This is a genomic window from Marinococcus luteus, from assembly GCF_034497705.1.
GTDB lineage: Bacteria > Bacillota > Bacilli > Bacillales > Marinococcaceae > Marinococcus > Marinococcus luteus_A.
Genome location: NZ_JAXRUV010000003.1, coordinates 252,443 through 267,205, shown reverse-complemented (window position 1 = coordinate 267,205; position 14,763 = coordinate 252,443). Strand labels below are relative to the sequence as shown.

General features: G+C 42.9%; 16 protein-coding genes. 4 read left to right on the top strand and 12 right to left on the bottom strand.

The window, feature by feature from the left end; genetic code table 11:
• Positions 1–66 precede the first annotated feature (66 nt).
• On the bottom strand, positions 67–654 hold the full coding sequence (locus tag Q9M42_RS07650; RefSeq protein ID WP_322525893.1) for a type 1 glutamine amidotransferase family protein: 588 nt from the start codon (positions 652–654) through the stop codon (positions 67–69).
• Positions 655–698: 44 nt separating this feature from the next.
• Entirely contained in the window at positions 699–1,259 is a 561-nt protein-coding gene (locus tag Q9M42_RS07645) for a sugar O-acetyltransferase (RefSeq protein ID WP_322525892.1), read from the bottom strand.
• Between the two features lie 182 nt (positions 1,260–1,441).
• Between Q9M42_RS07645 and Q9M42_RS07640 the strand changes: the two genes are divergently transcribed.
• Positions 1,442–2,035 (top strand): TetR/AcrR family transcriptional regulator, encoded by a 594-nt coding sequence (locus Q9M42_RS07640; protein WP_322525891.1) that lies wholly within the window; start codon positions 1,442–1,444, stop codon positions 2,033–2,035.
• Complete coding sequence (locus Q9M42_RS07635) at positions 2,032–2,589, top strand: hypothetical protein (RefSeq protein ID WP_322525890.1); 558 nt, start codon at positions 2,032–2,034, stop codon at positions 2,587–2,589. The genes Q9M42_RS07640 and Q9M42_RS07635 overlap by 4 nt, the downstream gene beginning before the upstream one ends.
• 17 nt (positions 2,590–2,606) lie before the next feature.
• Here the strand turns inward: Q9M42_RS07635 and Q9M42_RS07630 are convergent, their stop codons facing one another.
• The 3 genes from Q9M42_RS07630 to Q9M42_RS07620 form a co-directional block, all read right to left on the bottom strand.
• Positions 2,607–3,731 (bottom strand): MFS transporter, encoded by a 1,125-nt coding sequence (locus tag Q9M42_RS07630; RefSeq protein ID WP_322525889.1) that lies wholly within the window; start codon positions 3,729–3,731, stop codon positions 2,607–2,609.
• 96 nt (positions 3,732–3,827) lie between these two features.
• Positions 3,828–4,382 carry a TetR/AcrR family transcriptional regulator gene (locus Q9M42_RS07625; protein ID WP_322525888.1) on the bottom strand — a complete coding sequence of 185 codons (555 nt, stop codon included), beginning with the start codon at positions 4,380–4,382 and terminating at the stop codon, positions 3,828–3,830.
• A 72-nt stretch (positions 4,383–4,454) separates the two neighbouring features.
• Complete coding sequence (locus tag Q9M42_RS07620) at positions 4,455–4,706, bottom strand: hypothetical protein (RefSeq protein ID WP_322525887.1); 252 nt, start codon at positions 4,704–4,706, stop codon at positions 4,455–4,457.
• 259 nt (positions 4,707–4,965) lie between these two features.
• Between Q9M42_RS07620 and Q9M42_RS07615 the strand changes: the two genes are divergently transcribed.
• On the top strand, positions 4,966–5,796 hold the full coding sequence (locus tag Q9M42_RS07615; protein ID WP_322525886.1) for a DUF6920 family protein: 831 nt from the start codon (positions 4,966–4,968) through the stop codon (positions 5,794–5,796).
• Between the two features lie 423 nt (positions 5,797–6,219).
• Here Q9M42_RS07615 and Q9M42_RS07610 read toward each other — a convergent pair whose 3' ends face one another.
• From Q9M42_RS07610 to Q9M42_RS07580, 7 genes are all read right to left on the bottom strand, one after another.
• Positions 6,220–6,447, bottom strand: a complete 228-nt coding sequence (locus Q9M42_RS07610) for a DUF6007 family protein (protein WP_322525885.1) — start codon at positions 6,445–6,447, stop codon at positions 6,220–6,222.
• Between the two features lie 109 nt (positions 6,448–6,556).
• On the bottom strand, positions 6,557–7,441 hold the full coding sequence (locus Q9M42_RS07605; protein WP_322525884.1) for a M23 family metallopeptidase: 885 nt from the start codon (positions 7,439–7,441) through the stop codon (positions 6,557–6,559).
• Between the two features lie 470 nt (positions 7,442–7,911).
• Positions 7,912–9,429, bottom strand: a complete 1,518-nt coding sequence (gene arfA, locus Q9M42_RS07600; protein WP_322525883.1) for an arabinosylfuranosidase ArfA — start codon at positions 9,427–9,429, stop codon at positions 7,912–7,914.
• Positions 9,410–10,087 carry a YesL family protein gene (locus Q9M42_RS07595; RefSeq protein ID WP_322525882.1) on the bottom strand — a complete coding sequence of 226 codons (678 nt, stop codon included), beginning with the start codon at positions 10,085–10,087 and terminating at the stop codon, positions 9,410–9,412. Before Q9M42_RS07595 ends, arfA begins: the two co-directional genes overlap by 20 nt.
• A 23-nt stretch (positions 10,088–10,110) precedes the next feature.
• Positions 10,111–10,953, bottom strand: a complete 843-nt coding sequence (locus tag Q9M42_RS07590) for a carbohydrate ABC transporter permease (protein ID WP_322525947.1) — start codon at positions 10,951–10,953, stop codon at positions 10,111–10,113.
• A gap of 6 nt (positions 10,954–10,959) precedes the next feature.
• Positions 10,960–11,892, bottom strand: a complete 933-nt coding sequence (locus Q9M42_RS07585; protein WP_322525881.1) for a carbohydrate ABC transporter permease — start codon at positions 11,890–11,892, stop codon at positions 10,960–10,962.
• 54 nt (positions 11,893–11,946) lie between these two features.
• A complete protein-coding gene (locus tag Q9M42_RS07580) occupies positions 11,947–13,317 on the bottom strand; it encodes an ABC transporter substrate-binding protein (RefSeq protein WP_322525880.1) in 1,371 nt (456 codons plus the stop codon).
• 196 nt (positions 13,318–13,513) lie between these two features.
• On the opposite strand from Q9M42_RS07580, the gene Q9M42_RS07575 reads away from it, so the two are divergent.
• Entirely contained in the window at positions 13,514–14,623 is a 1,110-nt protein-coding gene (locus Q9M42_RS07575; protein ID WP_322525879.1) for a GntR family transcriptional regulator, read from the top strand.
• The last annotated feature ends 140 nt before the right edge of the window (positions 14,624–14,763 follow it).

Genomic DNA, 14,763 nt, shown 5'->3' with positions numbered 1-14,763 from the left:
CTCATCGAGACGGTTTTCAATTAATTTTTTCCAGTAGTGGTTTTATTATTTTTTCTGAAGGCTCATTTACGAGAAGGGGCTTCCGTATTTTTCAGCGTATTCGTAATAGCCGTAGCGGTACATATACATTGTCTTTTCAATTTCTTCTGCTGTGTCAAAATTCACCATGTGCAAAACCAGCTCAGTGAACTCTATAGGCTCCGTTCCATTTGCAGTCACCAGGTTTTTATCTTTGACAGCCTGCTTTTCCATAAACTCTGCATCGGGATTATAGCTTTCGTAGTCCTGCCAGAAGTAAGCCGAATTGCCGGTATGTCTGAAATGATTTAAAAATCCATTCCTTGCTAAATAATCTACCGCTCCGCATATGGCCCCAACCGGAGTATTTTTAGTGATCGCTTCGCCCACTAAATTGAAAATATCATTGCTTTCAACGTCCCACTTGTTCCCGCCTATTAATACGAGCAAATCGAAATCCGGATGGTTGTTGATTTTATAATCTACCGCTGTTTTAAAGCCTCCGATAGATGTAACCTGGTCATGCAGAGAAATTGTACTAACCGTCCACTCCTTACCTTCGTTCAATGTGGCCGACAGGTAAGCGGCTTCCCAGTCAGCATACTCATCTAAAAGCAGAAACAATGCTCGTTTCAAAGTAAAACCCCCTAAAAATAAATTCACTTAATTGCCGGTAAGATTCATTGGTCCAAAAGCCTAATAAGACGCGCCGGGTTCCCTCCCACAAGCGTACGGGCAGAAACGTCTTTGGTAACGACTGCTCCCGAAGCGATAACTGCGCCGTCTTCAATGCGAACGCCGGGATTGATGATGGCTCCTCCACCGATCCACACATTATGTCCGATCGTCACTGGCGATCCGTATTCCTGGAGCGTCGCGCGGGACACTTCCTCCATCGGATGATTTACGGTGTATATGTGCACGCCCGGGCCCAGCATCACTCCGTCACCGAACGTAATTGGCGCCTCATCGAGCATCACACAGTTGAAATTGGCGAAAAAATGGTTGCCAAGGTAAATATTATAGCCATAGTCACACCAGAACGGTGGACTAATCCGGGCTTCTTCCCCCATTGTTCCTACGATTTCCTGTAGCAGCTGATTGCTTCTTTCCCTCTCCCGGACACTGATGGAATTATACTCTTCAAGCAGCAGCTTCGCCTCCAGCCGCTCCGCTGCGAGTTCAGGATCGTGCGGCAGAAACAGCTCTCCGTTCATCATTTTTTGCTTCTCACTTTTCATTCAGCCACCTCCTTTATTTTCATTTCTTATGCCTTGAACACTTCTATACGCCCACTATACCACTGTTCGTTTAACCTGGGAGATTTGTTTTACGGAATGTTCCAGAAATTTCTTTTTCTTTTTAACACACTTGTATTAAAAAATGATACACTTACATTACTTTCTAAATATCGGGGTGTACTATGCCAAAACTCATTGACCACGAAAAGAAAAAGGAGCAGATCATTGAATATGCATGGCAGTCCATTGTGAACAGCGGGGCGAAAGGCGCGACGGTAAGAAATATCGCAAAGCTCGCAGAAATGACCCCGGGGCAGATCCGCTACTACTACCCTACTCACAGCTCGCTGCTCGATGCAGTCATGAAAAAAGTAAATCATAAAGTTGCCCAAAGAATTCAGGAGATATTCGGGCAGGAAAATGTCACCGAAAAGGAGCAGGTCATTCAGGCAATACTCGCAGTCCTCCCTTTGGATGATGACCGCTACGCGGATATGGAGGTGTGGATGGCTTTTCAATACGAAATCCATGCAGCAGGGACGGGTTCCATGGGAGATGAGATACGAATGCTCATTCAAAAGTCCTTACAGTACTTAAACGAAAAACAAATGCTACAGGAGGACCTTCCTGCCGAGCTCACTACTATGCGTGCTCATGCCCTCGTTGACGGCCTGGCCCTGCATAAATGGTTAACCCCTGACCGCATAGATAATACAAATATTATTAAACTGATTCGTGCCGAAGTCCATTCCTGGCTTAAGGAGGAGGATAGATGAACTTCATACTGCTGTTGATTATCGGGATCGAAATAGCCTTCTGGCTGGTTATTGGTGCCGGATTAATTATTCGTTACGTGTTTCAAATGCCCAGACTGGGTTTATTTTTTCTCGCCTTAACGCCCATCCTGGACCTGGTGCTGCTGGTTGCGGCCTCCGTAGATCTTATGGGCGGGGCAAGAGCAACCACGGCTCATGCCATTGCTGCCATTTATATTGCAGTATCCGTTGTTTTTGGCAAGCAGATGATCCGCTGGGCCGACGAACGGTTCAGATATTATATTATGAGACAGGGTAACAAGCCGCCCAGGCTCTACGGCTATGCCTACTCCTGGAAATACTTTAAGGACTGGGTCAAACACGTATTGGCATATGTGCTGGGAACGGGACTGCTGTGGGGAGTTATTTTTCTTGTTAATAACGCAGACAGAACTGAAGCATTGAGCGGCACGATTAAATTATGGTCTCTCATCGTAGTGATCGATTTAGTTATCTCCATTACGTACTTTATATGGCCACGCGAGGCGAAATATAAAGAAGAAATCCATGAGTAACACGCACAGGAATATCTTTATTGCGATTGGTACTTAAATATTATCGTCGCATAACCGATCACAGAAGCGGCAAGAAACAGTGTGTGATAACCAAACGAGCCAGCGACGATTCCGGAAAAAATGGATCCTGCCGCCTGCCCCAGAGCAAGCATTAAAAACGGCAGCCCCAGCCCAATGGAGGGGTTCGTCCGGAATACTGAAACGCCCCACACAATCAGGACCCCGGTAATGAAAACGTACGAGCTCCCAAACAAAAACGGGGACAAAAATCCAACCACGGGACTGCCGGGCGAGCTTCCGAGCAGCAGAGAGGCAGTAGACAGCGTTACTACTGAAAGCCTGAAGGCACTCCCAATGCCAAACCAGTTAATAAAGATGCCGGCGGTACCGCCCAATAAACCCGACAAACCGATGATTATCCAGAGCCAGTCCCCCAGATAGGCAGGTACACCCTCCAAATTTACGATAAAATCTCTCGAAAACGTCCAGTATGCCGCAGAAGAGATGCCGAGAAGCAGCGAGGCCAATATTAGCTGGAGAGACTGCTTCCACTCCTGCTTCACAAAACCAGCCGATCTCTTCTTTTCAATTGTCGACTTGTGAGGGAGCACTTTGTAGTTGGCAGCCAGCACTACCATAGCAATAACCATAAAGATCACATACGTCTCCCTCCAGCTGTCCACCATCATAATCACTATGGCGCCGGTGAAAGCCGTTCCGATGCTTGTACCGGAATTGATCCAGGCATTCGCCTGGTTCTGCTCCCTGGCTTCTACAGTCGCATTTACAATACTGGCATACGGCGGGGACGATAAGCCCGTACTCATCCCTGCCAAAAATATCCCTGCCCCAAGCCCGATCGGAGTCAAAGAAACAGAGATAACGCCAAGACCAATAATCGACAACAGTCCCGCTGCCATCAGCATCAGCCTGGAGGTCACCCTCCCGGAAAACATCATCGCTGCTACTATCGCTATACAGTATGCCACATAGGACATAGAAGAAATGATGCCACTCGTGGATTGAGTCATATTGATTGCTTCATTAATATAGGGAAGCATCAGTCCATAGCTGAAACGGGAGAGTCCGTAGGTCACCGCAATCATCGGCAAGCCGGCAAGGATTAATTTATTCGCATTCATAGTTGTTCGCCCCTTTTTTATTTATTGATCGTTCATTCAATAAACAGTGAAAAAATAAGAGCCATCAGTATTAATAACGAGGCTCTTTTGCCATGTTTATTCGTTGACCGCCTGTATGTTTTTCGCCAAATTGAATGCCGATTTTTCTATTTCTTCCATCTCCAGAATTTGAGCCATGGACGTAACTCCTTCCAGTATCATGAACAGCTTCATTCCGAGCATATTGGAATTATTAAAAGATTTGGTCTCCCGCTCGATTTTATTTAACAGGGTTGTTTTATGGTCCTTACTCATAGTAGTAATCTCTTCGTTGACTCCTTCATATTCCTGTTTCGCTCTTAAGAACAAACATCCATTAAAGCCGTCCGTTTTCATCCAATCCATGTGGGCCTGGATCAGTGATTCCGCGTATACGGTGAAACTATTTGCTCCATTCGTTTTTTCTTTTATAAAGTCGAAATACCGTATTTCCCTGCGTTTTAATATTTCTATAATTAACACTTCTTTAGACTTAAAATGATAATACATCGTCATCGGCGCCACTCCGACTTCATTTAATATACTTTTGACCCCGACAGCATGAAACCCGTTTTGATAAAAGAGATCTTCTGCGGTGTTCAATATCACCTCTTTTTTCGATGCCGCTTTCATCAATCAACCTCCTTTCATTTATTGAACGTTCATTATAAAAAATCATAACATATTCTATCGCGAATTGTTACTTTATTGTTTTTTCTTTCTAATTTTTTCTGCCGTATCATTTAAAAATTCATCTATATTATATTCTTTGTAATCCTCCCGAATTTCAGCGATGACCATATTTTTCGCTTCCTGTTCTGTTTTTCCTTCCTCTATTAAATCCAGCAGTTTACTATTATAAACGTTTTTGTACTCTTCTTCACCTTCGGAAATACTTTCAGCATCCCCGCCCCAGATAATACCGACAATTTCTTCTAAAAACTCCCGATATTCCATTTCGCTTCCCCTTTTCAGATAATATTTTATAATTCAATTATATTTTACCCTTTTAAATGTAAGTTGAAGAAACTTTTAGAAAAGTGCAACATAAGAATTTTCTTCCCTATTCATGTTTTTATTATTACATGAGCCCTTAGTCTTTTGAGAAAGGCATTATAAGGGAATATTGGTATTATCACTACTAAGAACTAACCAGTATGCTTTCCGGTATAGCGATACGCATAGAAAATGAATTCTTAAACTGGAGGTACAGCTGATGAAATTTCTTTCTTTTATTATAATTGTAATTATTATATTAATTCCCGAAAAATGGCTTTTTAACTATTTTACAAATAAAGAAATAGCTTCTCTGTCTACTGCCAGTGAAAATGATCCAGCTATGAAGATAACACAAGAAAGAATCGAAACCCTTCCTCTCCCTGTAGCGAGGTGGCTCATGAATATAGGCCTGGCGGGCAAACATGAAATACAGTCGGTACGATTAAAACAAACAGGATTAATGAAATTGAAGCCTTCCCAAAAAAAGTGGTATCAATCAAATGCGGAACAATATATTACGGTCAAGGAACCAGCGTTTCTATGGAAGGCGGAAATAAAAATGCTTCCCTTCATTAACATTGTCGGAAGAGATCTTTTTATGAATGGCAGAGGACAAATGAAAATTAAATTAGCTTCAATTATTCCAATCGTGAATATTGCTGATAATGAAAAATTAAATCAATCTACCTTACAGAGGTATTTGCTTGAGCTGCCCTGGTACCCTTCTGCTGCCCTCAGCCCATATATTCAGTGGAAACAGATCGGTGAATTTTCTGCCGAAGCCACGATGGATTATAACGGCGTTTCAGGTTCTGCCATTTATCAGTTTAGTGCTAAAGGAAATGTAGAAAAAATTAGTGCTCATCGATATAAGGATAGTAGTAAAAATGCAAAGCTTCCGGAATGTGTAGGGGAAGTTGTAGAGAATTCCAATATTGAGGGTATAAATATTCCTACAACATTAAATGTTTCTTGGATGTTAGATGAAGGAAAATTCACGTGGTATAAAGTAAAGGTAAAAGATATAAGATTTAATGAACAACAATGAATAAAGCAAAGAGCTATCTCTTTATAAAAGCAGAGACAGCCCTATCATATTCATGATTTAAAAACGTGCTTTACCATAAGCACCCAAAAGGGGATAACAATGATGAGAAGTAAAACAATAGCGACCGCTGATAATAGATTGGAAATGAAAGAGCTTTGCACAATCATTAAATAGATATTAAAAAAAATTACAGCCGTGAGAAAAATTCCTCCAATGACTGATCCGGTATTTATTGTTTGTTTCAATTAAACACCCCCAACTATAGAAAAGAACGAACCCCTGCCAGGTTCGTTATGAAAAATTCCAGGAAAACAAGTAGCGGGACAACGATGTTATATTCTATTCTTACTCATTATAGCACCTGGCTGTCTTTTGATTAAGAAAAAACCATTGAGAACAACGACCGCCCTCAGTGAAATACGATTAATTATTCTTTTTTCTTCTACGCTTCCCTGCTTCCACCAGCGTGTGAGTAACATAAAATAATCCAATACCAACAAAAATAATAATGAATAAATTTACTGCAATACTCCATAAACCATTTACTGGTAAATACGAAAACAGCCAGGCCATCGGGAGCAAAAAGATAAGATCGTATGTATTAATTTGAGCAAAAGTGTATTCAAGAGTTTCCTGTTCCTTATCTCTCATATTTGCCTGCCCCCTGTTTTAGCCTAATTTTTTAATTATGAAAGACGGCTGCTGACTTCGGACATCTCTGTACATATGCAAGTAAATGACCGACAAACAAATTTTATTATCATTCATTGATTTGATCACCGCGGATAGGGTTGCAGCCGTTCTCAAACCTCATACGGATAGATTTTCCCTGAAGAAAATCCGCCCGGGTCGACAGCTGCATGTGCAGATGGGCCTCTGATGAATTGCCTGAGTTACCGCATTTTCCTATCAGCTGTCCTATTGAAACGCGTTCGCCCTTCTGCACCAGATTCGAACCGGGCTGAAGGTGAGCCAGAACGCTGTACTCCTTATAAGCATGATGAATAACCACCACATTACCCGCCAGCTTCTCTTCATTCATGACTCCCGGCTCGTTGTCCCGAATTCCATCCACCACCTTAGCTACAGTACCCTCTGCCGGCGCATAAATTGGTTCCCCATACGCCGCATAATGCTCATTTTTTGCCGGCGATTTTTCATAGGTTTTACCTTCGGTTTGAATCACCAGATCATAGGCATAGCGTTGGTTGGATAAGGGGTGATGAGCGTTAGCCAGAGGATGATTTCCACCCCAGACGATTGTCCATCCTATCCCCGGCTGTACCGGCCAGCGATACTGTTGCCTGGATTCCTCCTTTTCGCCAATGGGATCAATAGATACGGGAATCATAGCCAGGCCGTGGATGATATATTGGTCATCCATGTAGATATCAATCGCCCGTTCATTCCGGTCATCGTTCCAAACGTACTGCACTAAATGTTTGTCTATTTGATATAAAAACAGAAGACTGTATGATGTTACCCCTTTATTGAAGCCGGCGGCCATGTTCTGAAATTCTTCGCTGTCAGCAAGCCGCTTAATATCGTTCGTAGTTTGCTTGTAAATGCGAACAAAATCGCCACGCAGAAACGAATTTCCAAGCTCCTGAGGCGGTATTGGATGATCTGGAAATGTAGACGTCATGATGCCTTCCTCCTGAAAAGTCATTTTGCATTTCGTATTACTCACCCATGCGGCTATTCCTTCGGGGCACTTATCCAGGAAGTGCCCCAGGCAGCCGTCAGAATAAAGATTACTATTAGTCCAGCGGATATAATTGGCTTTCCTAATTCATAACCGAATCCCAAACACCCAGCTATAATTGCCGCCAATAGCAACGAAACCGGCGTTATTATTTGTTTTCCCTTCATTTTTGGTTCCTCCAATTACCAACAACTTCTACTCTTTATTCCTTCATCATATCAGGAGTCAGTAATAGAAGGAATATTATGGATAATGTTTATTTCGAATCAGAAAGCTTATTTCTGTTGACTTTGCCTGCAAGCTTTTTTAGAAAACCGATATGAACCAGCATAAGATAGTAGGCATGTTATCGTTCGAATTAAAAAAGGGTTCTTAGACATTTATCTAAGAACCCTTTTAAACACTTCAATTTATTTTTTTATACGCAGTCTTACCATATTCCAGGACATGCGCGGCAGCTCTGCCTGCAGCTGCTTTTCTTCCAGAACAGCATTGCCACCGTTGTGCGGTGCTACTTCTTCCTTATCTTTCGTGTTCACCGCTTTTGGATTATCATGCTCGAGCACGACATGCTCCACTACCTCCGCCTGTTCAAACGAACGCAGGTCATAAGAGATGGATAATGATTCTTCTAAATGCCTGTTGGTCATAAAAAGCACCAGCTCATTTCGTTCTTCATTCAATACTACCGCACTATCTAAGTATGGAACGTCTGTAAATTCCCTGGAATCATATTTATCCGAATGAATAATCGGGTGTAGTGCTTTTCCGCGCCCGTAGACCGACAAATAATAATATGGGTAATAAATGGTCTGCTTCCACGCTTTCCCCTGATTTTCCGTCATAATCGGGGCGATCACGTTTACCAGCTGCGCCATGCAGGCCATCTTTACACGATCAGCATGGTTAATCAGCGTATGAACCATGTTAGCTACGAGCAAAGCGTCTTCGAAATTATAAACATCCTCCAGCTGCGGCGGCGCGATCTGCCAGGACTCCAGTTGTTTATCCGCTTCGGTCGAATGAAACCATACGTTCCATTCATCAAAGCTGAGATTGATCTTTTTGTTGCTTCGTTTTTTAGCCTTGATGTAATCACATGTGGAGATGACCGTACGAATGAATTGATCCATATCTAACGATTTTGCTAAAAAATTAGCCGTATCGTTATCATGATTTCCATAATATTGGTGCAGCGAAATATAGTCGGCAAATTCGTAGGTGTGCGAAAGGGTCGTTGCTTCCCACTCCGGGAAGGTCGGCATTTCGGAATTCGAACTACCACAGCTCACCAGTTCAATCGATGGATCCACAGTTTTCATCGCTTTTGCTGTTTCATAAGCGAGACGTCCGTATTCGTCAGCCGTTTTGCCGCCGATCTGCCAGGGACCGTCCATTTCATTGCCAAGGCACCACGTTTTAATATTGTGCGGCTGCTCATAGCCGTGGGCTTTCCGCAGATCACTATAGTACGTACCGCCGGGATGATTGCAGTATTCCAGTAGGTTTCTTGCAGCATCGATGCCTCTAGTCCCCAGGTTTACAGCCATCATAACCTCGGTGCCGGCTTTTGACGCCCAGTCGGCAAATTCATTTGTACCCACTTCGTTTGTTTCTATAGTGCTCCAGGCAAGCTCGAGCCGTCTCGGCCGTTCATTTTTTGGCCCTACGCCGTCTTCCCAATTATATGCAGAAACCATGTTTCCACCTGGATAACGAACAATGGGAACCTGCAGATCCCTGACTAATTGCAGCACGTCCTGGCGAAAGCCCTGTTCATCTGCCAGTGCATGTCCCGGCTCATAAATGCCCCCATATACAGCCCGGCCCAATTGCTCGATGAAAGAGCCGTAAATTCGCTCATCCACCTCGGAAATTACAAAATCCTTATCGACAATAACTGAAGCTTCAGGTTGTTTTTTCGCCATATTTTGTACGCTCCTTGGTTATGCTGTAATTCGTAGATTCCTGCTCTCGTGCACTCTTTTCTTCCAGCCGATGATACAGGTTTTTCGTAATAAATACAGTTGCTAATGAGGAAAGACTGCCGTAGAAAAAGAGGAAAAATGCCGGGATCGTTAACGCCCCGTAGATTAAAGCAAAATGAACTGCTATTAATGAAACAGTAATGTGCATTTTTGTGATTCCAATAATCAAAGCGTTCTTAAAGTAAGTTAATAAACTCGCTTGAAAGCTTGAATGTAAAGCAAAAAGATGCACTGTCAGTGAACTGTAAACGATTAAAATAACAATGTAGAAAAATATTGTTACTGCGTTTGCGGAAAAACCGTTATTCAGCGCCGCATAGTTAACCAGAATAAGCACGGCGCCTCCCAGCCACAGGAAGCCAAGCATGTTTGCCTGCATAAAATCCCGTTTGTAAAACTGAATAAATTTTTTCCCTACCTTTATCTCCCTGCTGTTCAAAAGTTCTTTTGAAACACCAAGTGCTGCAGTAGACGCTGGAAAAATACCAAACGCTATCAGTCCGCCAAGCATCCCTAAAATCCAGCATACGTTTAATATAAATAGTTTATTGATCCATACGAAAATCATATTTAATTTTTCTAATGGGAGCTTTTTCATACTTTTTCCTCCCCCTGGAGAGATCAGCCTTTAACACCGCCGACAGTAAGGCCGGAGATGAAGAATTTCTGAAAGAATAGAAAAAGAAGGACAATAGGAACAATGGTAAGAACCGAGCCGGAAAACAGGAGCTCATAGTTATTGCCATATGGGGTAAGCAATGTGGCCAAGCCTACTGGAAGCGTGAACATTTCATTTGATCTTAATACAAGCAGCGGCCATAAAAAGTTATTCCAGCTGGTAAGTCCCTGAAGAATAGCCATTGCCGCAAACGAAGGGCCCATGAGTGGCGCCATTATTTTGAAAAAGATGCCGTACTCTGTGCATCCGTCAATTCTGGCCGACTCCATTAGTTCCTTCGGCAGCCCCAGACAATACTGTCTAAAGAAAAACACTGCCACCGGGGCAACAATTAAAGGAAGCATGACCGCAAAATAGGTGTCCACCAGGTTTAAACCGGTCATCATCTGGTAAAGGGGAAGCATTAAGATTTCAAACGGCACCATCAGTACAAACAATACGAGCATAAAGATAACTCTTACTCCTTTGAAATTGTACATCGCTAGCGCGTAACCCACCATAGAGGAAAAGAATAGTGATAATACAATTAAGCCTCCGCTAACAATGAGACTGTTCATATACCACTGCCAGTAGCTGGCCCCTTCTTCAGAAAATACAGCCAGGTAATTACCAAGATCCAGACTGGCCGGATCAAAGAAAAAGGAAAGGCCCTGCCTCATCAATTCTGAAGAGGGCCGCATAGAAGCTACAATTAATGATACTACGGGGGTGAGAGCAATTACAGTTATTACTGCAAACAATGCAGTCAATAGAATTGACACCCATTTTTTATTATTTTTGCCCATCACTCTCTAATCCTCCTTTTTGAAGGCGCCAAAGAATTTCAGCTGAATCATGCTTACAACAAATATGATCAGCATTAGCACGACTCCGATAGCTGCGCCGAAGCCCATGTCGTTTTGCTGAATGCCTTCTTTGTAAATATATCCTACAATGGTTAAGCCAATATTGCCGGGAGAGCTGTTTTCCCAGAATACAAAGCTTTCTTCAAACATCCGGAAGCCGTTAATGATCGTAATGGTGGCTACGAAAATAATAACAGGCTTTAAAGCAGGCATCGTAACGAATAAAAATTTCTGCCATGCGCTCGCTCCGTCGATATCAGCCGCTTCATATAACTCCTCCGAAACGTTCTGCAGACCAGCGAGAAAGTATAGTATGTTCACACCAATCCAGCGCCATGAAGCAAGCAGCACCATTAAAAACATCCCTGTTCCTGCTCCGTACCTCCACTGCACCGGGTCCATACCAACAAGGCCAAGCAATTCGTTTACAAAGGAGTTTTCCGACTCCCCGAACATCATCCGGAAAATAATACCGGCGACGATAACCGAAGTAAGAGCTGGTATGAAAAGTGCCGCTCTAAAGAAATTTTTAAAATACAGGGATTTACTGTTTAAAAATACTGAAAGTATAATTGGAATCATTACTAATATAATGACCGTAAAAAACACATAGGTTGCTGTGTTCCCCAGCGCCTGGAAAAAAGTCGGGTTCAAAATCCGCTGGTAATTATGAGTTCCTACAAAAGTCGTCTGACCGGGAAGAACCTGCTGAAAACTCATAATGATCGCCTGAATCATTGGATACAAGTACAGTGCCAGGAAAGATACAATGAAAGGCGACACAAAAACATAAGGAGCAACCTTTTTTGAATTCAGGAAATGCAGAATACCTTTTAAAGAAAAAGTCTTTTTATTGGACATTGTTTCTGAACGTTCCATTTTCTGCTCCTTTCCGCTAAATAATGATAGAAGGAGGGCAAAAGCCCCCCAGTTCTATTCTTCTGTCTGCCCGCTACTTACTGCGTCTTCAGCCTGCTTTAATGCTTCTTCCGGATCCTGGCTCTGCTGCCTGATAGCGCTGTTCAGAACATTCGTGTGAATTTCGGACTGCACATCCGGCAGATCCGGTGTAAGATTCAACGCTTCGATTTCTCCATTTAAGTCCAAAAGAGTGTCAAAGATATCATCATCAAAATATTCGTAGTAAGGGTTCGGCTCATCCATAGCTTCATCATCCCACACGGTGTACATTGGTGGGTCAAAGCCTAACTCCTGCCACAATGCAATATTTCCTTCTTCAGACAATTTCGCATAGGCTAAAAATTCTTTAGCCAGTTCCGGCTCTTCCGTCTGATTCGTCACTACTGTACCTGTACCACCCATTCCAGCTGTACGGTTTCCGCCTTCTTCCCATACAGGCAACGGACGGATTTCCATTTTTCCTTCGAGATCAGGCATATAATCAATAAATCTGCCCATGTACCAGGTTGGCATCATTAACGAAGCGGCTCCTCCGTCGTTCATGTAGCCATAGTATTCCTCAGAATGATGAAATCCGCCTGGCGTCACTTCAGCTACTTCATGTTCATTCACCATATCGTCTAAAAATTGAAGTGTATCAACGTTTGTATCGTTTGCCAGGGTTAGATCACCTTCATCATTGAAGTAATCAGACCCTCTTTGACTGATTAAAGGCCAGAAGCTGAAATGCTCATCCACTTCTACTGTAGTCATCATCGAGTCTGTATTTTCTACAACCTGTTCTCCTGCTTCTACGTAGTCATCCCAGGTCACAATTTCGTCTATATCCACTCCGGCTTCTTCCATAATTTCCGTATTATAGTACATTACTGTAGCACCAACATGGTAAGGCATGCCGTAATAATTATCATCCTTGGAATATATATCAAACCGTTCTTCTACCATATCGTCGAGCACTGGCTCCACGTGTTCATTCATTGATTCTAATTGAACGTCACCTTCGAGGAAGTTGGCAAAGTAACTAATTTCTATGTCCGCCATGTCAGGAGCTCCAGACCCCGACTGTAAAGAAAGAAGCAAATTATTGTTCATCTGCTCGATAGGATAAACCTCAGCCTGCAATTTAATCGGCCGGTCTTCATGCTCCTCATTCCATCTATTTACTGCATCTTCATAAATACCAATATGTTGTTCGTTGAATGTCCAAAAAGTTAATTCGGTTGCATCTTCACTTTCTTCGCCAATTACTTCCACTTCCTCTGCTTCGCCTTCTCCTCCTTCTCCGCCTCCTTCACCATCACTTTCGCCACCACTCCCGCCGCCACAACCTGCTAAGTAAACAAAAGACAGCATCGCACCACCAAAAATCGACCAACGTTTCATAATTGTCCCCCTTATTCTGTTTTCACAACTTATACGTACAAGTTATTTTTATTTAACCATACAGGTAAATCTTTTGCAAGCGCTTTCCATACATTTATTTCAATATTTAAAAGTCAAAATAGCTTCAGATACTGCCACAACAATTTTTCTTCAGTTGTACGCATGTGTATGATACGATAAAAAGAAAAAGAGGTGCATGATGGTCTCAAAATATAAACAATTAAAGCAGCACATTCAATCTAAAATTTTGGACGGCAGCTTCCGTCCCCACCAAAAAATTCTATCTGAATACGAATACGTAAAGAACTTCGAAGTAAGTAGGCACACCGTACGCCAGGCTATCGGCGAGCTTGTGAGCGAGGGATGGCTGTATCGGGAACACGGCGTCGGCACATTTTGTGCAGACCGCTCTAAATTTTCTTCCCCCTCTATCCGTAAAAATGTAGCCATTATCACTACGTACATCTCAGATTATATTTTCCCTTATATTATACGCGGGGCTGAACGGTATTTAAGCGATAAAGGCTATAATGTTATTCTTATGAGCACCAATAATGATTTTGATAAAGAAAAACAGGCGCTCGAAAATATTCTTACCCAACAGGTCGATGGTCTGATTATTGAACCGACGCGCAGCGCGCAGGCTAATCCCAATCTAAACTACTACCTGAATCTCGAAAATGCCGGCATTCCATATGTCATGATGAACGCGTATTATGAAGAGCTTGAACCGCTGAGTTTAACCCTAAACGATCAGGAAGCGGGCTTCCGGAACGCGGAGCATTTAATCCAGCTCGGCCATCGGCGGATAATAGGCTTATTTAAAACTGATGATATGCAGGGCGTGCAGCGGATGAAGGGGTTCCTTAAAGCTCACCGGCACTACGGGTGTCCGGTAGACCCCTCCCTATTGATCACGTATTCCACCGACGAAAAGTATTCCAGGGCCGCCCAATCTGTCGAGCAGATTTTAATGAGCCAGACTGACGGCCCTACCGGCCTTGTAACCTATAACGATGAACTTCTGCTTCAGCTTCTCGATGTGCTCCGCGATAAAAACCTGCAGGTTCCTGAGGACATTTCTGTCGTAAGCTTTGACGATTCCCATTTTACCCAAATCTCCGAAGTGAAATTTTCTTCCATCGTCCATCCCAAAGAACGGATGGGAGAAGACGCAGCCAAATATGTAACAACTCTCATTGAACAGCCGGACGCTGCCCTTTCTTCTATTGTATATGAGCCTCATTTTATCGACCGCCATTCGACACGGAGTCTCCAATTCACACCAGCGCTGGAAACAGAATAAATATTCATACGGATCGGCAGATAGCTGGACTGTACTCAAAAAAGGAAGCTGCCTCTTTTATTACGGGGAGCTTCCTTTTTCGTCTGGTTACAATTCATAATTTCTGTAAATATTATTTTAAAGCACAGCAAGCCCAGCCT

Coding starts and splice junctions, on each gene's coding strand:
- Q9M42_RS07590 (WP_322525947.1), bottom strand. CDS start 10,953: ATGGGCAAAAATAATAAAAAATGGGTGTCAATTCTATTGACTGCATTG.
- Q9M42_RS07640 (WP_322525891.1), top strand. CDS start 1,442: ATGCCAAAACTCATTGACCACGAAAAGAAAAAGGAGCAGATCATTGAA.
- Q9M42_RS07610 (WP_322525885.1), bottom strand. CDS start 6,447: ATGAGAGATAAGGAACAGGAAACTCTTGAATACACTTTTGCTCAAATT.
- Q9M42_RS07645 (WP_322525892.1), bottom strand. CDS start 1,259: ATGAAAAGTGAGAAGCAAAAAATGATGAACGGAGAGCTGTTTCTGCCG.
- Q9M42_RS07625 (WP_322525888.1), bottom strand. CDS start 4,382: ATGAAAGCGGCATCGAAAAAAGAGGTGATATTGAACACCGCAGAAGAT.
- Q9M42_RS07620 (WP_322525887.1), bottom strand. CDS start 4,706: ATGGAATATCGGGAGTTTTTAGAAGAAATTGTCGGTATTATCTGGGGC.
- Q9M42_RS07580 (WP_322525880.1), bottom strand. CDS start 13,317: ATGAAACGTTGGTCGATTTTTGGTGGTGCGATGCTGTCTTTTGTTTAC.
- Q9M42_RS07575 (WP_322525879.1), top strand. CDS start 13,514: ATGATGGTCTCAAAATATAAACAATTAAAGCAGCACATTCAATCTAAA.
- Q9M42_RS07635 (WP_322525890.1), top strand. CDS start 2,032: ATGAACTTCATACTGCTGTTGATTATCGGGATCGAAATAGCCTTCTGG.
- Q9M42_RS07605 (WP_322525884.1), bottom strand. CDS start 7,441: ATGACGTCTACATTTCCAGATCATCCAATACCGCCTCAGGAGCTTGGA.
- arfA (WP_322525883.1), bottom strand. CDS start 9,429: ATGGCGAAAAAACAACCTGAAGCTTCAGTTATTGTCGATAAGGATTTT.
- Q9M42_RS07630 (WP_322525889.1), bottom strand. CDS start 3,731: ATGAATGCGAATAAATTAATCCTTGCCGGCTTGCCGATGATTGCGGTG.
- Q9M42_RS07585 (WP_322525881.1), bottom strand. CDS start 11,892: ATGGAACGTTCAGAAACAATGTCCAATAAAAAGACTTTTTCTTTAAAA.
- Q9M42_RS07615 (WP_322525886.1), top strand. CDS start 4,966: ATGAAATTTCTTTCTTTTATTATAATTGTAATTATTATATTAATTCCC.
- Q9M42_RS07595 (WP_322525882.1), bottom strand. CDS start 10,087: ATGAAAAAGCTCCCATTAGAAAAATTAAATATGATTTTCGTATGGATC.